12 protein-coding genes are annotated in these 16,712 nt (G+C 60.8%); 8 read left to right on the top strand and 4 right to left on the bottom strand.

The features are described from left to right. Nucleotides 1-38: 38 nt before the first annotated feature. The 6 genes from D779_RS00060 to D779_RS00085 all read left to right on the top strand — a co-directional run bounded on the left by D779_RS00060 (nucleotide 39) and on the right by D779_RS00085 (nucleotide 8,518). Complete coding sequence (locus D779_RS00060) at nucleotides 39-986, top strand: GNAT family N-acetyltransferase (protein ID WP_043747641.1); 948 nt, start codon at nucleotides 39-41, stop codon at nucleotides 984-986. A 420-nt stretch (nucleotides 987-1,406) separates the two neighbouring features. After that, the gene (locus D779_RS00065) at nucleotides 1,407-2,540 is read left to right on the top strand and encodes a hypothetical protein (RefSeq protein ID WP_043747643.1); all 1,134 of its coding nucleotides are present in this window, start codon (nucleotides 1,407-1,409) and stop codon (nucleotides 2,538-2,540) included. 174 nt (nucleotides 2,541-2,714) lie between these two features. Further along, the gene (locus D779_RS00070; RefSeq protein WP_157726282.1) at nucleotides 2,715-4,550 is read left to right on the top strand and encodes a sialidase family protein; all 1,836 of its coding nucleotides are present in this window, start codon (nucleotides 2,715-2,717) and stop codon (nucleotides 4,548-4,550) included. A 167-nt stretch (nucleotides 4,551-4,717) separates the two neighbouring features. Further along, nucleotides 4,718-5,791 (top strand): glycosyltransferase, encoded by a 1,074-nt coding sequence (locus tag D779_RS22725; protein WP_408605982.1) that lies wholly within the window; start codon nucleotides 4,718-4,720, stop codon nucleotides 5,789-5,791. 37 nt (nucleotides 5,792-5,828) lie between these two features. Next, the gene (locus D779_RS00080; protein WP_157726283.1) at nucleotides 5,829-7,025 is read left to right on the top strand and encodes a hypothetical protein; all 1,197 of its coding nucleotides are present in this window, start codon (nucleotides 5,829-5,831) and stop codon (nucleotides 7,023-7,025) included. Between the two features lie 2 nt (nucleotides 7,026-7,027). Then, on the top strand, nucleotides 7,028-8,518 hold the full coding sequence (locus D779_RS00085) for a hypothetical protein (RefSeq protein ID WP_052347600.1): 1,491 nt from the start codon (nucleotides 7,028-7,030) through the stop codon (nucleotides 8,516-8,518). On the opposite strand, the gene D779_RS00090 is transcribed toward D779_RS00085, so the two are convergent. The 3 genes from D779_RS00090 to D779_RS00100 all read right to left on the bottom strand — a co-directional run bounded on the left by D779_RS00090 (nucleotide 8,469) and on the right by D779_RS00100 (nucleotide 10,787). Continuing rightward, on the bottom strand, nucleotides 8,469-9,632 hold the full coding sequence (locus tag D779_RS00090; RefSeq protein ID WP_198295636.1) for a glycosyltransferase: 1,164 nt from the start codon (nucleotides 9,630-9,632) through the stop codon (nucleotides 8,469-8,471). The two genes, D779_RS00085 and D779_RS00090, sit on opposite strands and share 50 nt — an antisense overlap. Next, nucleotides 9,632-10,033 carry a DUF2304 domain-containing protein gene (locus tag D779_RS00095; RefSeq protein ID WP_043747650.1) on the bottom strand — a complete coding sequence of 134 codons (402 nt, stop codon included), beginning with the start codon at nucleotides 10,031-10,033 and terminating at the stop codon, nucleotides 9,632-9,634. Before D779_RS00095 ends, D779_RS00090 begins: the two co-directional genes overlap by 1 nt. Nucleotides 10,034-10,100: 67 nt before the next feature. Next, nucleotides 10,101-10,787 (bottom strand): glycosyltransferase family 2 protein, encoded by a 687-nt coding sequence (locus tag D779_RS00100; RefSeq protein WP_052347602.1) that lies wholly within the window; start codon nucleotides 10,785-10,787, stop codon nucleotides 10,101-10,103. 244 nt (nucleotides 10,788-11,031) lie between these two features. On the opposite strand from D779_RS00100, the gene D779_RS00105 reads away from it, so the two are divergent. Next, nucleotides 11,032-12,621 carry a hypothetical protein gene (locus D779_RS00105; RefSeq protein WP_043747654.1) on the top strand — a complete coding sequence of 530 codons (1,590 nt, stop codon included), beginning with the start codon at nucleotides 11,032-11,034 and terminating at the stop codon, nucleotides 12,619-12,621. Between the two features lie 133 nt (nucleotides 12,622-12,754). On the opposite strand, the gene D779_RS00110 is transcribed toward D779_RS00105, so the two are convergent. Continuing rightward, nucleotides 12,755-15,259 carry a trypsin-like serine protease gene (locus D779_RS00110; protein ID WP_081763239.1) on the bottom strand — a complete coding sequence of 835 codons (2,505 nt, stop codon included), beginning with the start codon at nucleotides 15,257-15,259 and terminating at the stop codon, nucleotides 12,755-12,757. A 315-nt stretch (nucleotides 15,260-15,574) separates the two neighbouring features. Here D779_RS00110 and D779_RS00115 point away from each other — a divergent pair, with 315 nt between their 5' ends. After that, a complete protein-coding gene (locus D779_RS00115) occupies nucleotides 15,575-16,687 on the top strand; it encodes a glycosyltransferase (RefSeq protein ID WP_043747658.1) in 1,113 nt (370 codons plus the stop codon). Nucleotides 16,688-16,712 lie beyond the last annotated feature (25 nt).

Here is a 16,712-nt window from a genome sequence, read left to right on the forward strand (position 1 = left end):
ATAATGGCGGTCATTGGCGGCATTGGATATCCCTGACCATGTCCGATTATAGAATCCGAGTTTGCGAGTCGGATGACGAGGCTGCACTCTGTGCGCTCTTCGAGCGCGTTTTCGGTCAGCCGCGCTCCTTGGAGGCATGGCGCTGGAAATTCGAGCGCAGCCGTGACCTGGGGGCCTCCTCGGAGCCGCATTCCCTGCTGGCATCGAGTGCAGCGGGCGAGATCGTCGGTCATGCCGGCGCGGTCGTTCTGCCCGGTTGGTTCCGGGGCCGGCCGATTCCCATGGTCCAGGTCTGCGACGTCATGGTGCATCCCGAGCATCGTGGCGGCTTGGGAGAGGGCAACCTCTTCACCCTTCTGCTGCGGGCCCTGCTCGATCGGATTTCTGAACGCATGCCCTCATCCTTTCGCTATGGATTTCCGGGGCAGCGTCCTTATCTGCTTGGCGAGAGGGCGAAGGTCTACGAGCGCATGGAGATCGCTGAGGCGATCGATCTCTCTCCAGAGGCGGGCGGACGGTCCATCTGGCGCGCCTCGCCGCTGGACTGGCAGGATCCGCGTCTGGACCGGCTGTGGGCCCGGCGGCGCGGTCGGTTCGATCTGGGCGTCGTGCGCGATCGAGCCTATCTGGACTGGAGGTATGCCCGCAACCCCTCTCACGTGTATCATCTGACCGGCATCGGTCTGCTGGGGAGATTGGTCGGCTGGGTTGTGTCCCGGCCGGACGGGGATCGCGATTTGCTGGTCGACCTTTTGCTGCCGGCTCATGGTGCCGGTCAGGCTCTTACGGCGGTTGCGGCGGAGATCGCGAGTGCCGGTTCCAGGGCCGCAACCCTTTGGTTGCCAGAGTCCTGGCGCGCTAAACTGCGCCTGTCCGGGCGTGAGACACCGGTCGTCACGGCGCTCATGAGCCGGAAGAGTCCCATCGGGACCGCCGAGGCGAAGCGGATGCTCTATTACACTATGGGTGATGTGGATATTTTTTGATGCCTGTTTCGCCCTCCCTAAGATTTTCGGAGACGCGGAGAAGATGTCAGCGGTTTCATGGATGCATGCCGACTGTCTTGCCGGTCGATTGTGGTTCGAGAGGCTTTTCCGCCAAATGTTGTTAAGTTGCAACAGTCTTTGCCGGGCAACCTCCCTAAGCCGCTCAGTTCAGGACTTTTACGAGGTTTTCTAATCCCTTGCCGAGGTTCGCAAGGTGTCTGAGAACGGCTTTCTTTCGATAGATGTGGGTTGACAACAACAATTTGTGGTGTAGACTCCTGATCGAGCCGCGAGCCAGCGTGGCATGCGTTTCGGATGGGTCAGCACCCAGCTAACGAACCATCCCGGGTAGTCCACGAAGTCCGGAATACTCAGTAATCTGTTAGTTTATCACGTGTGAATCACAGGAGAACTCCAGCGATGTTTGCAAAATCCACACTCGCATCCGCGGTCGCGGCAGCCATCGGCGTTTCTGCGGTCGGTATCGCCCAGGCGGACAGCGTCTTCTTCCCCCAGGTCGTGCTGAGCGACACCGTCACCACGATCGCCAGCGTCATCAATACGACCGATAACAACTGGGATCAGGCTGGTCAACCGGCTAAGACGCATCTGCACTATCGCTTCTATTACAAGGCGGGTGAGGATGTCTCCAACCCGATCGCGCCCTGCGAAGAGTACGACGAGTATCTGCCGACCAGCATCGGTGATATCCAGACCATCGATCTGAGCGGTCATTTCGGCGCCGATACCGCTGGCGTCCTCTTCAACGATCCCAGCGTCAACAATAAGTGGGCGCAGAGCAACCGCGACTACGCTTTTGGTCGTTATCTGGTCCCCGCTCGTGGTTATCTCTACGTCGACAACAATGATAATCCGGGCCTCTACCAGAACCCGGGGGACGACGCTGATACCCTTTACGGTGAAGCCTTCGTCTTCGAGTTCGGCAGTGGTGCGGCTTGGGGATACCAAGCCTACGAGCAAGGCAGCTATTTCGACGCAACCGGTAACCTCATTACCTCCAACTATACCTATGCGGCTAGCGAAACACCCTCTCATGTTGCTTTGATGCCTTTCGACGAGATCACCACGGCCTTTTTCGTGACTCCGGTGTCCGTCGATCAAGCGCCTGATATCAGTAATGATTATCGCGGGCGAATCGAGTTCTTTACGTCGGGAGCGCGCGGAGACGTCTACGATCGTGACGAAAACCGTATCTCCGGTACTGTCCCCATGGATGTGGTTTGTGTCGCCCGCATCGACGCAGGGGATCTGGTGAGCGATGGTACCTTGGCTCGCATCATTGATGGTGGCTGGGGTGCTCTGTACAACTATCGCCTGTGGTACGATGCTGCCGCTGAGAAGTGGCGTCCGACTCAGCTCGTCACGACTGCGACAACAGACGACGAGAGTTTGGTGAAACGCACTGATATCGCTAACACTGCTGCAACTGCGGGTAACGTGGTCATCAAGCTCGAGTACAATCTGGGCAACACCTTCAACGGCGAGAGCGTCGGTGGTGTCTACAACAACGCGATCATGTACCATCCGGAATAATTTCGAGCTGCCTTGATTTGCTCTAGGTGGTAGCTGGCTCTAATCAGAGATGATATGAGCAAGCTATCAAAGAAAGGCCGCCTTCGGGCGGCCTTTTTTATTCGGTTCGACATTTCTGTTCCATGTTTGCACTCGGTCCAAAATTGGATCCTTGTCGAATGACGGGAGATATTCGTGAATTACTCTTGGCTTGACTCGTTGCGTTCGGTTCGGCTCGCGGGCGTCATTTCTGTCTTCATTGCGGCCCTTGGTTCAGGGGGAGCGATCGCTGCCGATGCGGCTCCGGGTCTTTCCACCTCTTCCGTCCTGCTCAGCTCGCATCCCATGGATGTCAATGGTGCTTGGAGCTATGCCGTGGATCGATCTGGTCAGCGCTGGGTGGCCTATTACGATCAGGAGCGGCTGTTACGTTTGATCGAGCCCACTGGCAAGGAGCGACTCCTGGTGCCCGAAGGGCGCGGTCAGGCTCCTTCCGGATTGGCGATGGCACCTGCATCGCAAGGGGCCGAGCTGCTTTGGCGCGATAAATTTCCTTCGAAGGGCTTGTATCTTCTCGACTCGGCTCGAGAGGATATGAAGCCATTGGAGGTGGCTGGTGATACGGAGCCATTGGCCCGCTTCGTCGCCACCGAGCGCGACGGATTGCTGCATTTGCTCTGGTATGGCGAGAAGACGCTGGAAGAGACCAGCGAGAAGCACAACCTCTTCTACCGCCAATTGAATCCTGAAACCCAGAATCTGTCTCCGATCGAATGGGTCAGTCCCGGCATCTATCCTCTGATGTCGGTTGGTGACTCTGGGGTCATGGTGTATACATGGATGGAGACTGAACTCGGAAATCAGATCGTCTCGCGTTTTCGGCCGTTGGACGAGGCATTCGCCGATGCCGTTCCAGTCGCTGTCGTATCTGAGATTTCGCCCGTCTTCGAAGCCTTTAGAAGTGGATCGCGCTGGTTTACGGTTTGGCTTGGTTTGTATGGAAGCGATAAACGAGACTTCCGGCTCGAGGGAGCTTGGTCGGACGACAATGGAAAAACATGGGATCGCTTCGAGATTCAAGCTCTACGTGGCCTAGACATTGCCAGCCTGCAGATCGTATCGGACGATGACGGCCATATCTCGATGGCCGCAACCGGACGCAAGCGAATTCCAGGCGTCAAAACGAAGCAAAATGTGTATTTGGTGAACTCGTCCGACCGTGGAGATACCTGGGAAGCTGTTTCAGATATTCGTGGTGGAACCGCATTGGGGCAGCCAGCGGAGGCCAAGACAGATTTGAGCCAATTCCAGGCGCGCAACCCCGTCATCTCCTTTGGTTCCAAACCAGGTGAGCTGTTGATTGTATGGGAGGATTGGCGGGATATTCGCGGTAATCTATACGCCAGTCTGTCGAACGATTACGGTAAAACCTGGTCGTTGAGCAATGTTCTTTTACCCACCGATCCAGGAAAGAGTGTTGCCTTGCGATATGAGCCGAACTCTTTGTTTTATTCGGATGGTAAATTCAACCTCATTGCCGAGCGTTTCCTCGACGACACCTTCTTGCAGAAGGAACTGATCGAATTGAGTTTTACGAAAGAAGATCTCGAGCGGTTTGCCGAGACTGCCAAGTCACAGCCGGCGCTCGATAACGAGGAAAATCGAAAAAGGTTGCGCGAGCGCGAGGCTGATTTCTGGAAGGCTATGATCGACAAGGATTATGAGAAGACATACTCATATCTGGATCCCTTCTTCAAGGCCCGAGTACCTTACGAGACCTATGTCTCTTTGATGGGCAAGATCAAATACGAGTCGGCAGAGGTTGAGTCGGTAACTATCGATGGGCCGCGTGCCTTGGTGGTCACCGATATCAAGGCATCGATTCCCGAGTTCAAGGCCCCCAATACCGGTGAGGTTCTGAGCCAGCCTCAACGGGAGGCCGCCGTCAAGAATTATTGGCTGTGGTTGGACGGGAATTGGTTCCGTGAATTTTTCGTCGAATCGCGCGATATCGTCTTCTCTCGCTATTGATCGATATCTGGCCACGCATCTAGTTGACCGCTGGTTTTTTAGCTCCTCCCCTAACTAGGGGGGAGCGGTGAGGAAAAGTGCGCCTCCTGATTCTGCATCTTGCGTCCGTGTTCGGCGGAGCCGAGCGCACGACGAGCAATTTGCTGACGCATCTCGATCGTGGGCTGGTGGGGCATATTACTCTCGCCTCTACGGCTGCCCTGCGTCCATTTTTACCGGATCGATACGACACCTTCATCGATACCGGACCCCATCTCCCCCGAGGCTGGTTCACCAATACCAGCGATCTCATGGCTGATAGCCGGGTTGCCGGGAGCCTGATGCGCGAAGCGGCGCCCGATGTGGTACTTGGCATGATGCACTATTCGGCTGCGCTCGCCGTATTCGGCGCGCGACTGGCGCGTCTTCCAGCCCGGACGGTCGGCAGCTTTCGCGGGCCTGTATTCGAACACATGCGTCACTATGAGCGGGGGCTGCGTCGGCGTGCATTCTTGCGTTTCGCCGTCGGGTCGACGGCGCGTCTTGCGGATCGCATGATCGTGCCCTCCCAGGGGACCGCCGACGAGCTGCATCGACATTTTCTGGGGCCGGCCAAGAGAACGGTCGTGATCCCGAACGGGATCGATCGTGCCGAGGCCGCATCGCTGGCTGCCGAGCCGGTGGTCGGACTGGAGACATTGGATCCGGGCCTTCCTTTGCTCTGCGTCGCGGCTCGCTTGTCTCCGGAAAAGGATGTCGGTCTGCTGCTCGAGGCATTCAGGCAGATCCAAGGCAGTTGTCCAGCGGCGCTTGCCGTGGTCGGGGATGGCCCGCAACGTGCCGAACTGGAAGGCCGGGTCGCGGATTGGGGGCTGAACGATCGCGTGGTTTTTCTCGGCCACCGGGATAACGTCTATCCATATCTCCGTCGTGCCGATCTCTATGTGCATACCTGCAAGTTCGAGGGTTTCGGCTACACCATGCTGGAGGCCATGTGCTGTGGGACCCCTGTCGTGGCGACCGACTGTCCCTACGGACCGCGGGAAGTGATCGGCGACGATCGCTACGGGGTGCTGGTTCCTCCCGAGGATCCAGGGGCACTGGCATCGGGAATCCTTTCACTGCTCCGCGATCCGGAACGGCTCGCGCGGCTGAGCGAGCAGGGGATGGCGCGTGCCGAGCAACTCTCGACAGCCCGCATGGCTGAGCGTTACGGCGCTGTCTTCGATGGACTCATGTCCTCGGAGAACCTGACTGGCTGACAGATCCGGAAAGGGTACAAGCCCTGATTTCACTGCCATGACTAGGCTGATTCGACCGACACCCCTGCGTCAGGCTGGCGGATGGTTGCTGTCCTTCGTCGGTGCCGCCTTGCTGCTCTCGCTGGCTGCCTGGGGGTATTACCGTTCCGGGGATCCGCTCGTCGCACCGACCCTGATCCTGTCTGGCGAGAGTCTGCAGCTGACGAATGGCTCGGGTCGTTCGATCGCGGATGGTGTGCGTGTCGAGGCGCTCGGTTCCAATGGAAATGCTATGGTCCAAGGAGTGATCGCACCATTCGAGGCGGCGGCCTATCGGGATCTCGCCTGGCGGGTGGAGGGACTCTCGGAAGGGACTGAATTGCGTCTGATTTGGGCCGAAGAACGGAATCCCAGGGCGATCCAGGCCCGCCCGGTGTCGACCGACGAGGCCGGCCTTGGTCGGATCCTGCTCGAGTCCGATCCCGGCTGGCAAGGGCGGATCGTCGCGCTTGGATTGGTGGTACTCGGCGAACTGCGCGACCCCATTCTGGTGCGGCGCATCGAGCTGCATCCGCGTGCATCGACCATTGCAGAATTGCGCGATGCCTTCATCGGCGACTGGGCGTTCTTCGAGGGTTGGACGGGCCGATCTCCGCATTTCAATCGCGGCGCCCCGATCGGCGCGCCCTTCCAACCGGTCGTCCTGGTCGCCCTCTGGGTCGGTCTGGCCTCTTTGCTGTACGCCTCGATCATCCCCCCCTGGCGTTTCGTCAGCAGGCCGCTGCCCTACGTCGCCTTCTTCTTGATCGGCTGGGCGGTATTGGATCTACGCTGGCAATGGGATCTGGTCAGGCGTCTGGATGTGACCGAGCAAACCTACGCGGGGCTGGACGAGACTGGTAAGCAATTGGCTGGGCCCGACCGCAACTTCTATCCCTTCCTCATGGAGTTGAGGCAGCGGTTGTCGGAGGATCCGTCGAGGGTCATCGTGCTGGCATCCGACCCCTTCGGTTATGCCGCCATGCGTACGCGTTATCATCTGGCGCCATACGACCTCTACTCGGGTCTGAGGTCCCTGCCCGACCCGTCCCAGGTTCGTGCCGGCGATTACATCCTGCTCATGTTCCCGCTGTCCTCCGTTCGTTACGACCAGCGTCGTCGGGCCCTGATCGCGGAAGATCGGACCTTGCCCGTCGACCGGATCGAGGTTCGGTCGACTCTTGGGGCACTGTTTCGCGTCAGGGAGGAGGATTGACCATGGGCTGGTGGGGAGTGGTCCTTGCGAACGGCTTGCCCTGGCTGGCGGGCGCCCTCTGGTTGAGAATCCTATGGACCGAATCGCGCCCTGGCGTCTGGCCGGCGATTCTCGGGTACGGTTATCTCTTGGGTTTTCTCGCTGTCGCAGTGGTATTGCGCGCGACGGCGGCGCTCGGTCTCCCATTCGACGTCGTCGTGCCGATCCTGATGGTCGGGCTCGCGATCGCGATTGGAATCGGATTGCGTCGCCTGGCGTCGGTCGGGAAGGTTTCACTTTCCTTTTCCTGGAAGCCGATCAGGCTGAGCTGGGGGGCGATCCCGGCGGGGATTCTACTGATCTGGATGCTGGTGCGCTTCCTCGATCTCGTGCTTGAGCTCTGGTGGCTGCCGCTTTTCCCTTGGGATGCCTGGACGACCTGGCTGCTGCGAGCGTGCGTCTGGGCGGAGCTTGGCCAATGGGTTCCATTCATTTCGGCATCCCAATGGCTGGCCGATCCTTCGGCACAAGCGCAGACCATCGCCGCCTGGAATTATCCCACGACGGTTTCGCTGTTCGGGCTCTGGGGGACGCTGGGCTTCGGTGGGTGGAGCGAAGCCGCGGCCAAGATGCCCTGGATCGGCTGTGCCTTGGCTCTGGCGCTGGGATTCTACGGGCAGGCGCGTCTCTGGGGGGCATCGGGGCTGACCGCGCTCGTCTTTCTATGGCTTCTGGTCACCCTGCCGTTGCTCGATAGCCATCTGGCGCTGGCGGGATATGCCGATATCTGGTTGGCCACATCGGTGTTGTTGGCCTTCGCGGCCTTGCTGCATTGGATCCGGGAGGGCGATTGGCGGCAGGGTTCGCTGGCAATCCTCTGCGTCCTGTCATGCTCTGTCATCAAGCTCGAGGGCATCGTCTGGATGCTGCTTTTCATCCCTGCCGTTCTCGGGGCTAGGCTCTCTGGGCGATGGTTTCCGACGATTCTTGCGGCTGCCGGTCTTGCCGTTGGCGTCGTTTGGATGTCCGGTGGACTGGAATTGAACTCGCCTTGGGGCCCGGTCGAACTGGGTCCGCAGGCGATTCAGCTGCCTCTGATCGGACGATTCGAGCTCGCCTATCACGACAATTGGGCCGCGCTATGGCGTAACCTGTTCCTGTACGACAACTGGCATCTATATTTCTACGGTCTGATCCCCATGCTGGCGTGGGGGCTATGGCGGTTTCTGCGATCCCATATCGCACCGTGGGAACGTGCTGGCTTCATGTTCGTGTCGAGCGCGCTCTTCGCCCTCTATATCCTCTTTTTCTGGACGGGGGCCTATCGCTGGGCGGAGGATGCGACCAGTGTCGCCCGGCTGTTCATGCATTTCGTGCCCAGTTTCACCTTCTGGGCATTGGTCTTGTGGTCGACCGCTCATGCTCGGATAGACCCAGAAGGGCCAGATAGAAAAGAGGACGCTTCTACCCCTCGGACAGAACCCGGCGATAGAGTTCGGCCGTCGCCGAACTGACTGGACCGATCCCGAATCGCTTCTTCAGGGCACGCTGTCCGGCGTCCCCCAGTTCCTGGCGCAGCTGCCTGTCGGCTTGGAGTTTGCGGATGCGTTCGGCCAATTGGGACGGATCGCCCGGAGGGGTGAGTCGTCCATGGCCCGCCTCCCGCACGACCCAGCCGGTGCCGGATCCTGGGATATCGCTGACGACTACGGGCTTGCCGAAACGCATGGCCTCCAACTGAACGAGTCCGAATGCCTCCGTTCGCTCCAATGACGGCAGACACAGAAGGTCGCAGCTTGCCAGCAGTGCGTTGAGGGTCGAGTCCGGCATGAATCCCGTCAGCCCGACCCGCGACGCCAGTCTCATCTCGACGATCTTTGCTTGTAGCGGCTGATGCAGGTCTCCGGTTCCGACGATCAGGATCCTGGTGTCGGGGAGTTTGGCCGCCGCTTCGAGCAAGATCTCGTGCCCCTTGTAATAGGTGAGTCGCCCGACGGCGAGTATTCGGGTTCCAGGTTCGGCCCATAGTCGCTCGGCTGTATCCAGCGCTTCGGGTTTCGGATTCCGAATGCGATCTGAATCGAGTCCCAAAGGAATGACATGGCAGCGATGGCGCCAAGGGGCGAGGGCCGCGCTCGACTCCAGATAGTCGGGAGAGGTGGCGATGATCGCCCGGGCCTTGGCGAGCAATGCCTGCTCGAACGGACGATAGAGGCGATAGGCCAGGGCGAGCCTCGGATCGATGGCTGAAGCCACGACGTCCGAGTGCCAATGCACCACCCAGGGAATTCGGCGGGCGGCGGGGATCGATAGGGCGGCGAAGGCGGATGTGTTGGGCAGGTGCAGATGCAGCAGGTCGGGCTCGATCTCGTGAATCAGACGATTCAGCCAGATCGGAAAGGCTGGGCTGATAGGGGCGTAAAGCAGCCGGCCTAGACAGGGCGCCCGATATACCGGAACCGGATCATCGGCGGCAGGATGCCGGGTGGCCGCCGATCTCGCGTCGGCATGCACCAATGCGGCGACCTCGACATTCTGTTTCCTGAGTGCAGGCAGCAGGTCGCCGAGGAAATACTCCATTCCGCCCGCGAACGGCGGAAAATATTTTCCGACATGCAGGACGCGCATCAGCCGGCCGGAGGCTCGTCCTGTCGTGGCTGGCTCTGTGATTCCGGCCCAAGTTCCTCTTCCTGAGCGGTATCCGGGTGGCGGGCCTCCATCATGGCGATCCGCTGAGCCAGGCGTCTGATGTGGCGTTCCTGGCGCGAGCGCTCCAGATCCATGGTGAGGATCTTGATCAGAAGTAGGGCGAACCCGAGCAGGACGGCCAGTATCGGGGGATAGCCGATGCCGAGATAGCGGGCGGCGACGTCGAACAGATGCGGAAAGGTGCCGAGCAGCGTGACCGTCGCCGCCGCACCGATCCACCAGAATGCATAGGGTCCGTGCAGATGATCGCGACGGACCAGCCAAAGGATGGTGGCGGCGAGCGCAAGCCCGATCACCATCGAGGTCATTTGATGGGTCATCTGGATGGACGAGGCATCTTCAAGTGGTTGGTTCTCTCGGCGCGTACGGAAGGCGTGGGGTGCCTGTCTATTCGCGGTTGGAATGGGCGGAGCGCCCGTATCCCACGCGGGCGATGCACAGCAGACTCGTCTGCAGCATGTATCTTCCCACCGTCCACCAGGAATTGAAGACCCGGGATATGCCCTGGGTTCTCGGCTGCATGGGCACGGGAACCTCGACGACGCGCAGGCCGTTCCTATGGAGGATCAGGAGGACGCCGACGTCCTGATAGTCGAGCAGGCTGGCCTCTGGAGAGGCGAGCAGTTTCATGGCCTTGGGGTTGTAGGCTCGGAAACCGGAGGTGATGTCCTCCAGTTCGAGTCCGGTGAGTCCCCGGAAATAGCGCCAGGCCAGTCGGCGCAAATAGCTGGCACGGGCGGGAAAGGCGCCGATGACGACGTCCGCCTCGCCGGCCAGGAGGGGTTTCAGAACCGACTTCAAGGCTGCGGGTTCGTGCTGTCCATCCGCGTCTAGAGTGACCGCGAAGGGGCTTTCCATCTTCAATGCATAGCGGAGACCGGTCTGGATCGCCCCCCATGCGCCCAATTGCAGAGGCAACGGAAGCACGACGGCGCCCGCCGCTCTTGCCTCGGCGATCGTGTCGTCCGAGCTGCAATCGTCGATGACGACGACTGTTCGTGTGCAGCGTCGGCGGACGTCCCTCACGACCGCACCCACGGTCGAGGCTTCATTGTGGGCGGGAATCAGAACCATGGGGAGTCTAAGTGAATCCGGCAAATAGGTAGCTGTAGCTGCTGTTCGTGCCGCGGCTGGATGATTCGAGTTCGAATCTGTGGACGGGTGCGCCATATCGGGTGATCTTGCGTGGCATGCTCGCTTGATCGCCTCGTCCGTTCGGCTACACTTGAGCGGCGGCGATCATCATTCGAGAGCGATATACCTAATGCTTCTCGCGTCAAGCGGGCGTCTTCGGCGTCAGTCTACCAAGGAATGAATCATGAAGCTCCTCCTCCGTACTGCCCTTGGCTCCTTGATACCCATAGCAGCCGCCAACGCGATCGGACTTGGCGACTCGACCCTCGAGGAAACCTGCAAAGCCTATGGTCAGGAACACTACGAAAGTGGCTACGCGAACGGCCTCAAGGCGGGCGAGGCGATTGGCTGGAATGCCGGATGGACCGGTGCGATCGAGGCTTGTGTCGACGATCCTCTGTCTTATGGCGTCTCGCTCGCCTCCTGTATCCCGGAGGCGACCTATGGCGAAACCGAGCCCAACGACAGCCTCATCACGGCCGATAAGCTGACCCCCGAGATCAGTTTCTGGGGGCAGAACTACAGCAGCGCCGATCAGGATTGGTACTACGTCACCTCGGCGAGCGCCAATCAGAACCTGACCGTCAGTTTCGCTGTGCCGGAATCGGTCGCGGGCGCAGATCTCTCGGCCGGCAATCCGGGAGTATGGAATTTGTCGATTCGCGATGCAGCCGGCAATGTCTTCGCCAATTTCAATACGGACGTCATCGGTGCCCTTTCCGCGGATGCCAATGCCGTAACCTATACCGCGACTCTGGGGCTCGTCGGTACCTACTACATTCTGGTCAAGCCGATCGACAATCTGACCACGAACCAATATACCTATAACATTACGGCCTTTCTGCAGGATAGCGCCCTGGATAGCGGCCAGCCCGTGGTCGGGTTTTACGATTCTGAAATAGAGCCGAACGACCTGCCGTCCGCTTCCAACCCGCTTGCCACTGGCGTAGCCATGTACGGCCTCATCAATTTGACCTTCAACGGCGTCGTCACCGATCCCGACGATGAAACGACCGAGGTCTGGGGCCAAGGCGAGAATGACTGGTACGTCTACTACACGGACGGCAACGAGATGGTCACCTTGTCCTTCTGCGCGCGGGAAGGTTGCGGGGTCGGGGACTGGAACGTTCAGATCTTCGATAAGGCCTCGGCCGACGCCTGGGAATCACTGACGAATGCCGGTATTTCCACGACCGGTCTGACGCCTCTGTTGTCGATCAATACCGATACGGCCGATAACAAACAGATCACCTACAATCTCGGACTCAAGGATCCGGGCTATTACTTCATGAAGGTCAACCATAAGCGACTCTTGACCGCACCCTGCAACGAATATCGTTATGTCAACGATTCCGGCTCCTTCACCGACAACGTATGCAGTTGCGACTCCGCCGACCTCGCGGCGGGAATCAGCGCGACCGGGAACTCGTGCTACATCCCAACCGACCGCTGTAGCGATAGCGATTTTAGTCTCTTGTGTCGAAATGTGACCGAGGATTGCAGCTTCGGAAGCGATCCGGGGTGTCTGTACAACACCAATTCGCCGCCCGGTTGCGTTACGACCAAGCCCAACAAAGATGCGGATGAGGAGGTTTGCTCCACCTATGTCACCCAGGCTCGTTGTGCCTGCTATTCCTACGGAGGCGTGGTCCAGATACCCGAAAATGTTAGGACCAGCCCCTATAACTTCACCTGGTATGGAACCAAGTTGCCTACCAATACGATCGATACGGATGCCTACGAGGACTATCTGAATCGAAGCAGTCCATACTGAAGGTTCGGGTTGTTCGAGCGATCTCCCGTTGACGGCCGACGCGATGCGTCGGCCGATCGTTGTTGGGGAGGTGATTCGATGCTCGAGCGGAGATCGCGACAGGATCGGCCTCTGCTCGGCTCGTGGGTGGAGCTCAGGGTAGGCAGCTGCTCCGGCTGGTCGATTTCATCGCGTTGAAGATGGCCCTGACGTTGCTGGCCTTGGTCATGGTGAACTCGCAGCTGGTCTCCGTTCCCGTGCAGTCTCCTTCCCAGCCGGCGAAGGTCGAGCCGTCCGATGCGATCGCGGTCAGCGTGACTACCCTGTTCTTGGGATAAGACGCCCGACAGCTGCTGCCGCAGTCGATGACGTCGTCCCCGATCTCCGATGTCAAATCCAGATCGGTCATCTTTTCCATCCAGGGGACATAGTTGGCGACCCGGGTATAGACGGTTGGGGCGGTCTGGTCGTCGCAGCCGTTGCCGAAGCTCACGATTCCGGCCTGGGCATAGCCGCCGCGTCCGTTGCCGACCGCGAGCGGACTGCCGTCGTCCGATTGACACTCCTCGGCGTCATCGGCGGCCGTCGAGGTACAGATCATGTTGCTGGTCAGGTCGCCATAGGCGTCGCTGCAGACGCTCGGCAGGACGATGGTGGCGTCGACCTTCGAGAGGACGGTCGCCAGATTGCCGCAGGCCGTGGTCTCGGTCCAGCCGGTGATCGAGCCCGCGGTACCCAGACAGGCGAGCGTATCCTCGCGCTCGTGGGTGACCGGGCGGATCGGGTCCACGTAGACGGGGCTCTTGAGTTCGAGCAGGGCGAGATCGTTGTCGCGGGTCAGCGGATCGAAGCCGGGGTGCTTGACGATCCGCTTGACCTTGGATTCCTGTCCGCCGTATTCGAACCGGTTCGATCCTGTGCGGACCTGGATGTTGGAGGGCGACACCGTGCTGTAGCGACTCGTGCTGTCGTCGACGATGCAATGGGCGGCGGTCAGGATCCAATGGGGATCGATCACGGATCCGCCGCAGCTCCAGGAGCCGTTGAGGCCCCAGGTATCGATTTTCAGTGCGGCCTGCCAGGGCCAGTCCGTCTTGTCGATCTGGGTGCTGCCCAGCAGCATGGGATTGGCGGCTCCCGCGCTCTGGGCGGCCGATTGGCTGCTGCTCGAGTCGCCGACGGACGAGACCACCCGTCCGCTGCCCGTGCCGCGCTTCTCCAGCGTGAGCGGGAGCGCTTCCGCATCCGGGCTCAGCCATTTGGCGACATCCGCATAGTAGTTGGCGAATGCGCCGTCGACGGCCGCATTGTTGGTGGCATCGCAGACATCGTCGATGTTCCAGCCGCAGACCCCGAACAGCTGACCCACGACCTGTCCGTTCTCCTGCATCACAGGCGATCCGCTGCTGCCACCCTCGGTCGCTCCGATCACATCGCGGCTGAAGATGTAGGCACCGCGCGGCATGGCCGTGGTGCCGCAGTAGGAGACTGGGCTCACGTAGGCGTCGATCTCATGCGTCGAATAGGCCTGCGGGGATCCGAGCGGGTGGCTCAACCGATACAGGTCGGTTCCGCCGATCCGGGCGACCGGGGTGCTGCTCCAGCCGAGGAACCAGGATTCGGCCGGCGGATCCTCGTTGAGCAGCAGCAGGCTATGGTCGTCGACGCCCGAATGGTCCAGCAGGGTGGCGCCGAGCGTCGATGTGGTATCGGCGAGATCGGGGCAGCTGGCCCCGCAGGACTCCGTGCGGTAGTCGAACCATGCCTCGACCGTGGCCGCGACCTCGGGCGTGTTGATGCAATGGTTCGCGGTGAGGAAATAGGGGATGCTGGAGTCGTCGTCGGTGTCTGCGAGCAGACCGCCGCTGCACATATAGGCCCCTTCATCCTCGACGAAGGTGATATGGGCGATGGCCTTGCGTACCTCGTCGATGTATTCCCAATCCGATTTGTCGAAGCAGGAGCCGTCCCGGACGCAGGGGGCGTTATCCGGACAGAGCGCCTTGGATTCGGAATCCAGCACCATCATGGCGCCGATATCGAAGCTGAGGCGATCCGAGTCCTCGGCGGTGGTATCGACCTGGACATAGAGTGTCTCGCCCGCGAGCGAATGGCTCCAGAAGCTTCGAGCCTTTTTTGTATAGGGGCCGCGGACATCTCCTGCGTCGTTGTAGAGATATAGGGCGGATCCCTCAGGAAGGTTCAGATTGTCGAAGCGGACGCGCGTCGCGAGCGAGCCGAGGGTGTCCAGGCGAACCGTCCAGGCGACATTGTCGCCGCTCTTCTTGACCGTTCCCGCCTGGTAGGAATAGGTCTGGTCGCCCATGGCGGCGACATCCAATGGCTGCAGGTCGACCCCGAGCTCGATCGTCTTGCTCAGGCCGATCATATAGGGCCTTCCGCTCGCCGCGTTCTTGTTGGCCTCTTCGAGCCTCTGTCGATCATCGGCGGTGAACTCCACCGTGGCCGCCGCCGTGCTGGGCCGCTGGCCGATCGCGCGTTCCAGGTGCTGCAGCGTGGTTTGCTGTGCAATCTGCCTGGCTTGCTGCGACTCTCCCGTGCCCTTGAGCTGGGGCAACACCTCGACCGCGGACACTGTACCGGACAACACCAGTAAGCCCAGCGGAATCAGTCTCCCGGTCAGCCGACTTCTCTCCATTGCGATGACTCCTGTAGGACGATCATTTGGCCTGGAATTTCAGAGGATAAGTTACTCGCCATCCATTTGGCCAACCGCGCCGCCTAACGCTGGCGATGTGGCAGCCTGACGTGGCCCGTGAGCGAGTTCGGGTCTGGGATGGGTGGGATGACCGCTTGTTGGTGCCGCCGAGGCTCGAACGCCGCACAGTGCTCCTTGAACCGCATTCTATTCTAGCCGCACTGGAGGTTTGGGGTAGGCTTTAGAGGTATCGTTTCATCGATTCTCTCCCACTATCGTCTGCCTCGTCGGCGCCCTCAGGATCCTTATCGGCCCATGACCCAATCCTCCGCCCCGCTTGCCGTATTCGCCTCATTCTCCGGTAGCGGGGGTGTCGAGCGCATGCTGGTCAATCTGCTGCGCGGCTTCGTCGACCTCGGGCAGTGCGTCGATCTGGTGCTGGTGCGCGGCGACAGCCCTCATCTGGCCAGGCTTCCCGCGGAGGTTCGTCAGGTGCGTCTCGACGTGGAGCACAGCCTGCTCGCAGTTCCGGCGCTGGCCCGCTATCTCCGTGCGTGTCGTCCCGCGGCGCTGCTGGCCGCCAAGGATCGGGCGGGGCGCGCCGCCGTGCTCGCGCGCGCCCTGTCGGGGACGGATACGCCCATTCTGATGCGGCTCGGGACCAATCTGTCCACCGCGATGGAGGAGCGCACCGCCGTGGAGCGCTGGCTGCGCTACGCCCCCATCCGGTTGCTCTATCCCAGGGTCGAGCGCATCGTCGCCGTGTCGGAGGGGGTGGCCGAGGATACGGCGCGGATCGCCCGCTTTCCGCGCGCGCGTATTCGCGTCATCCGCAATCCGGTGATCACGCCCGAGCTGTCCGCCCAGGCCGCGGAGCCCTGTGTCCATCCCTGGCTGCAGCCCGGCGAGCCGCCGGTCGTCATGGGGGTCGGACGTCTGCAGCGCCAGAAGGACTTCCCGACCCTGATCCGGGCCTTCGCCCGGCTGCGCGAACGCCATGCCTGCCGTCTGATGATCCTTGGAGAGGGCGCCGCAAGGCCCAAACTGGAGTCACTGATCCGTGAAATGGGACTGGACGAAGTGGTGGACCTGCCCGGTTTTCAGTCCAATCCCTATGCGTTTCTGACGCGGGCCTCGCTGTTCGTCCTCTCCTCCGCCTGGGAGGGGTCCCCGAACGTGCTGACCGAGGCGATGGCGCTGGGCGTGCCCGTCGTCTCGACCGACTGCCCGAGCGGCCCCCGCGAGATTCTGGACGCGGGTCGTCACGGCCCGCTGGTTCCCGTCGGCGATGTCGAGGCGCTGGCCGAGGCGATGATGCAGACCCTGGAGGCGCCGACGCCTGCCGAGCGTCTCCAAGGAGCCGTCGCCGAGTACGAGCAGTCGAGGAGCGCCAGGCGCTATCTGGAGGCGCTGGGCCTGGAGGTTTGAGTCGAGCGTCCTTGCGTCCGACTCG

This window comes from Imhoffiella purpurea, from assembly GCF_000585215.1.
GTDB classification, from domain to species: domain Bacteria; phylum Pseudomonadota; class Gammaproteobacteria; order Chromatiales; family Chromatiaceae; genus Imhoffiella; species Imhoffiella purpurea.

Coding starts and splice junctions, on each gene's coding strand:
- D779_RS00060 (WP_043747641.1), top strand. CDS start 39: ATGTCCGATTATAGAATCCGAGTTTGCGAGTCGGATGACGAGGCTGCA.
- D779_RS00065 (WP_043747643.1), top strand. CDS start 1,407: ATGTTTGCAAAATCCACACTCGCATCCGCGGTCGCGGCAGCCATCGGC.
- D779_RS00080 (WP_157726283.1), top strand. CDS start 5,829: ATGACTAGGCTGATTCGACCGACACCCCTGCGTCAGGCTGGCGGATGG.
- D779_RS00085 (WP_052347600.1), top strand. CDS start 7,028: ATGGGCTGGTGGGGAGTGGTCCTTGCGAACGGCTTGCCCTGGCTGGCG.
- D779_RS00090 (WP_198295636.1), bottom strand. CDS start 9,632: ATGCGCGTCCTGCATGTCGGAAAATATTTTCCGCCGTTCGCGGGCGGA.
- D779_RS00095 (WP_043747650.1), bottom strand. CDS start 10,033: ATGACCCATCAAATGACCTCGATGGTGATCGGGCTTGCGCTCGCCGCC.
- D779_RS00100 (WP_052347602.1), bottom strand. CDS start 10,787: ATGGTTCTGATTCCCGCCCACAATGAAGCCTCGACCGTGGGTGCGGTC.
- D779_RS00105 (WP_043747654.1), top strand. CDS start 11,032: ATGAAGCTCCTCCTCCGTACTGCCCTTGGCTCCTTGATACCCATAGCA.
- D779_RS00110 (WP_081763239.1), bottom strand. CDS start 15,259: ATGGAGAGAAGTCGGCTGACCGGGAGACTGATTCCGCTGGGCTTACTG.
- D779_RS00115 (WP_043747658.1), top strand. CDS start 15,575: ATGACCCAATCCTCCGCCCCGCTTGCCGTATTCGCCTCATTCTCCGGT.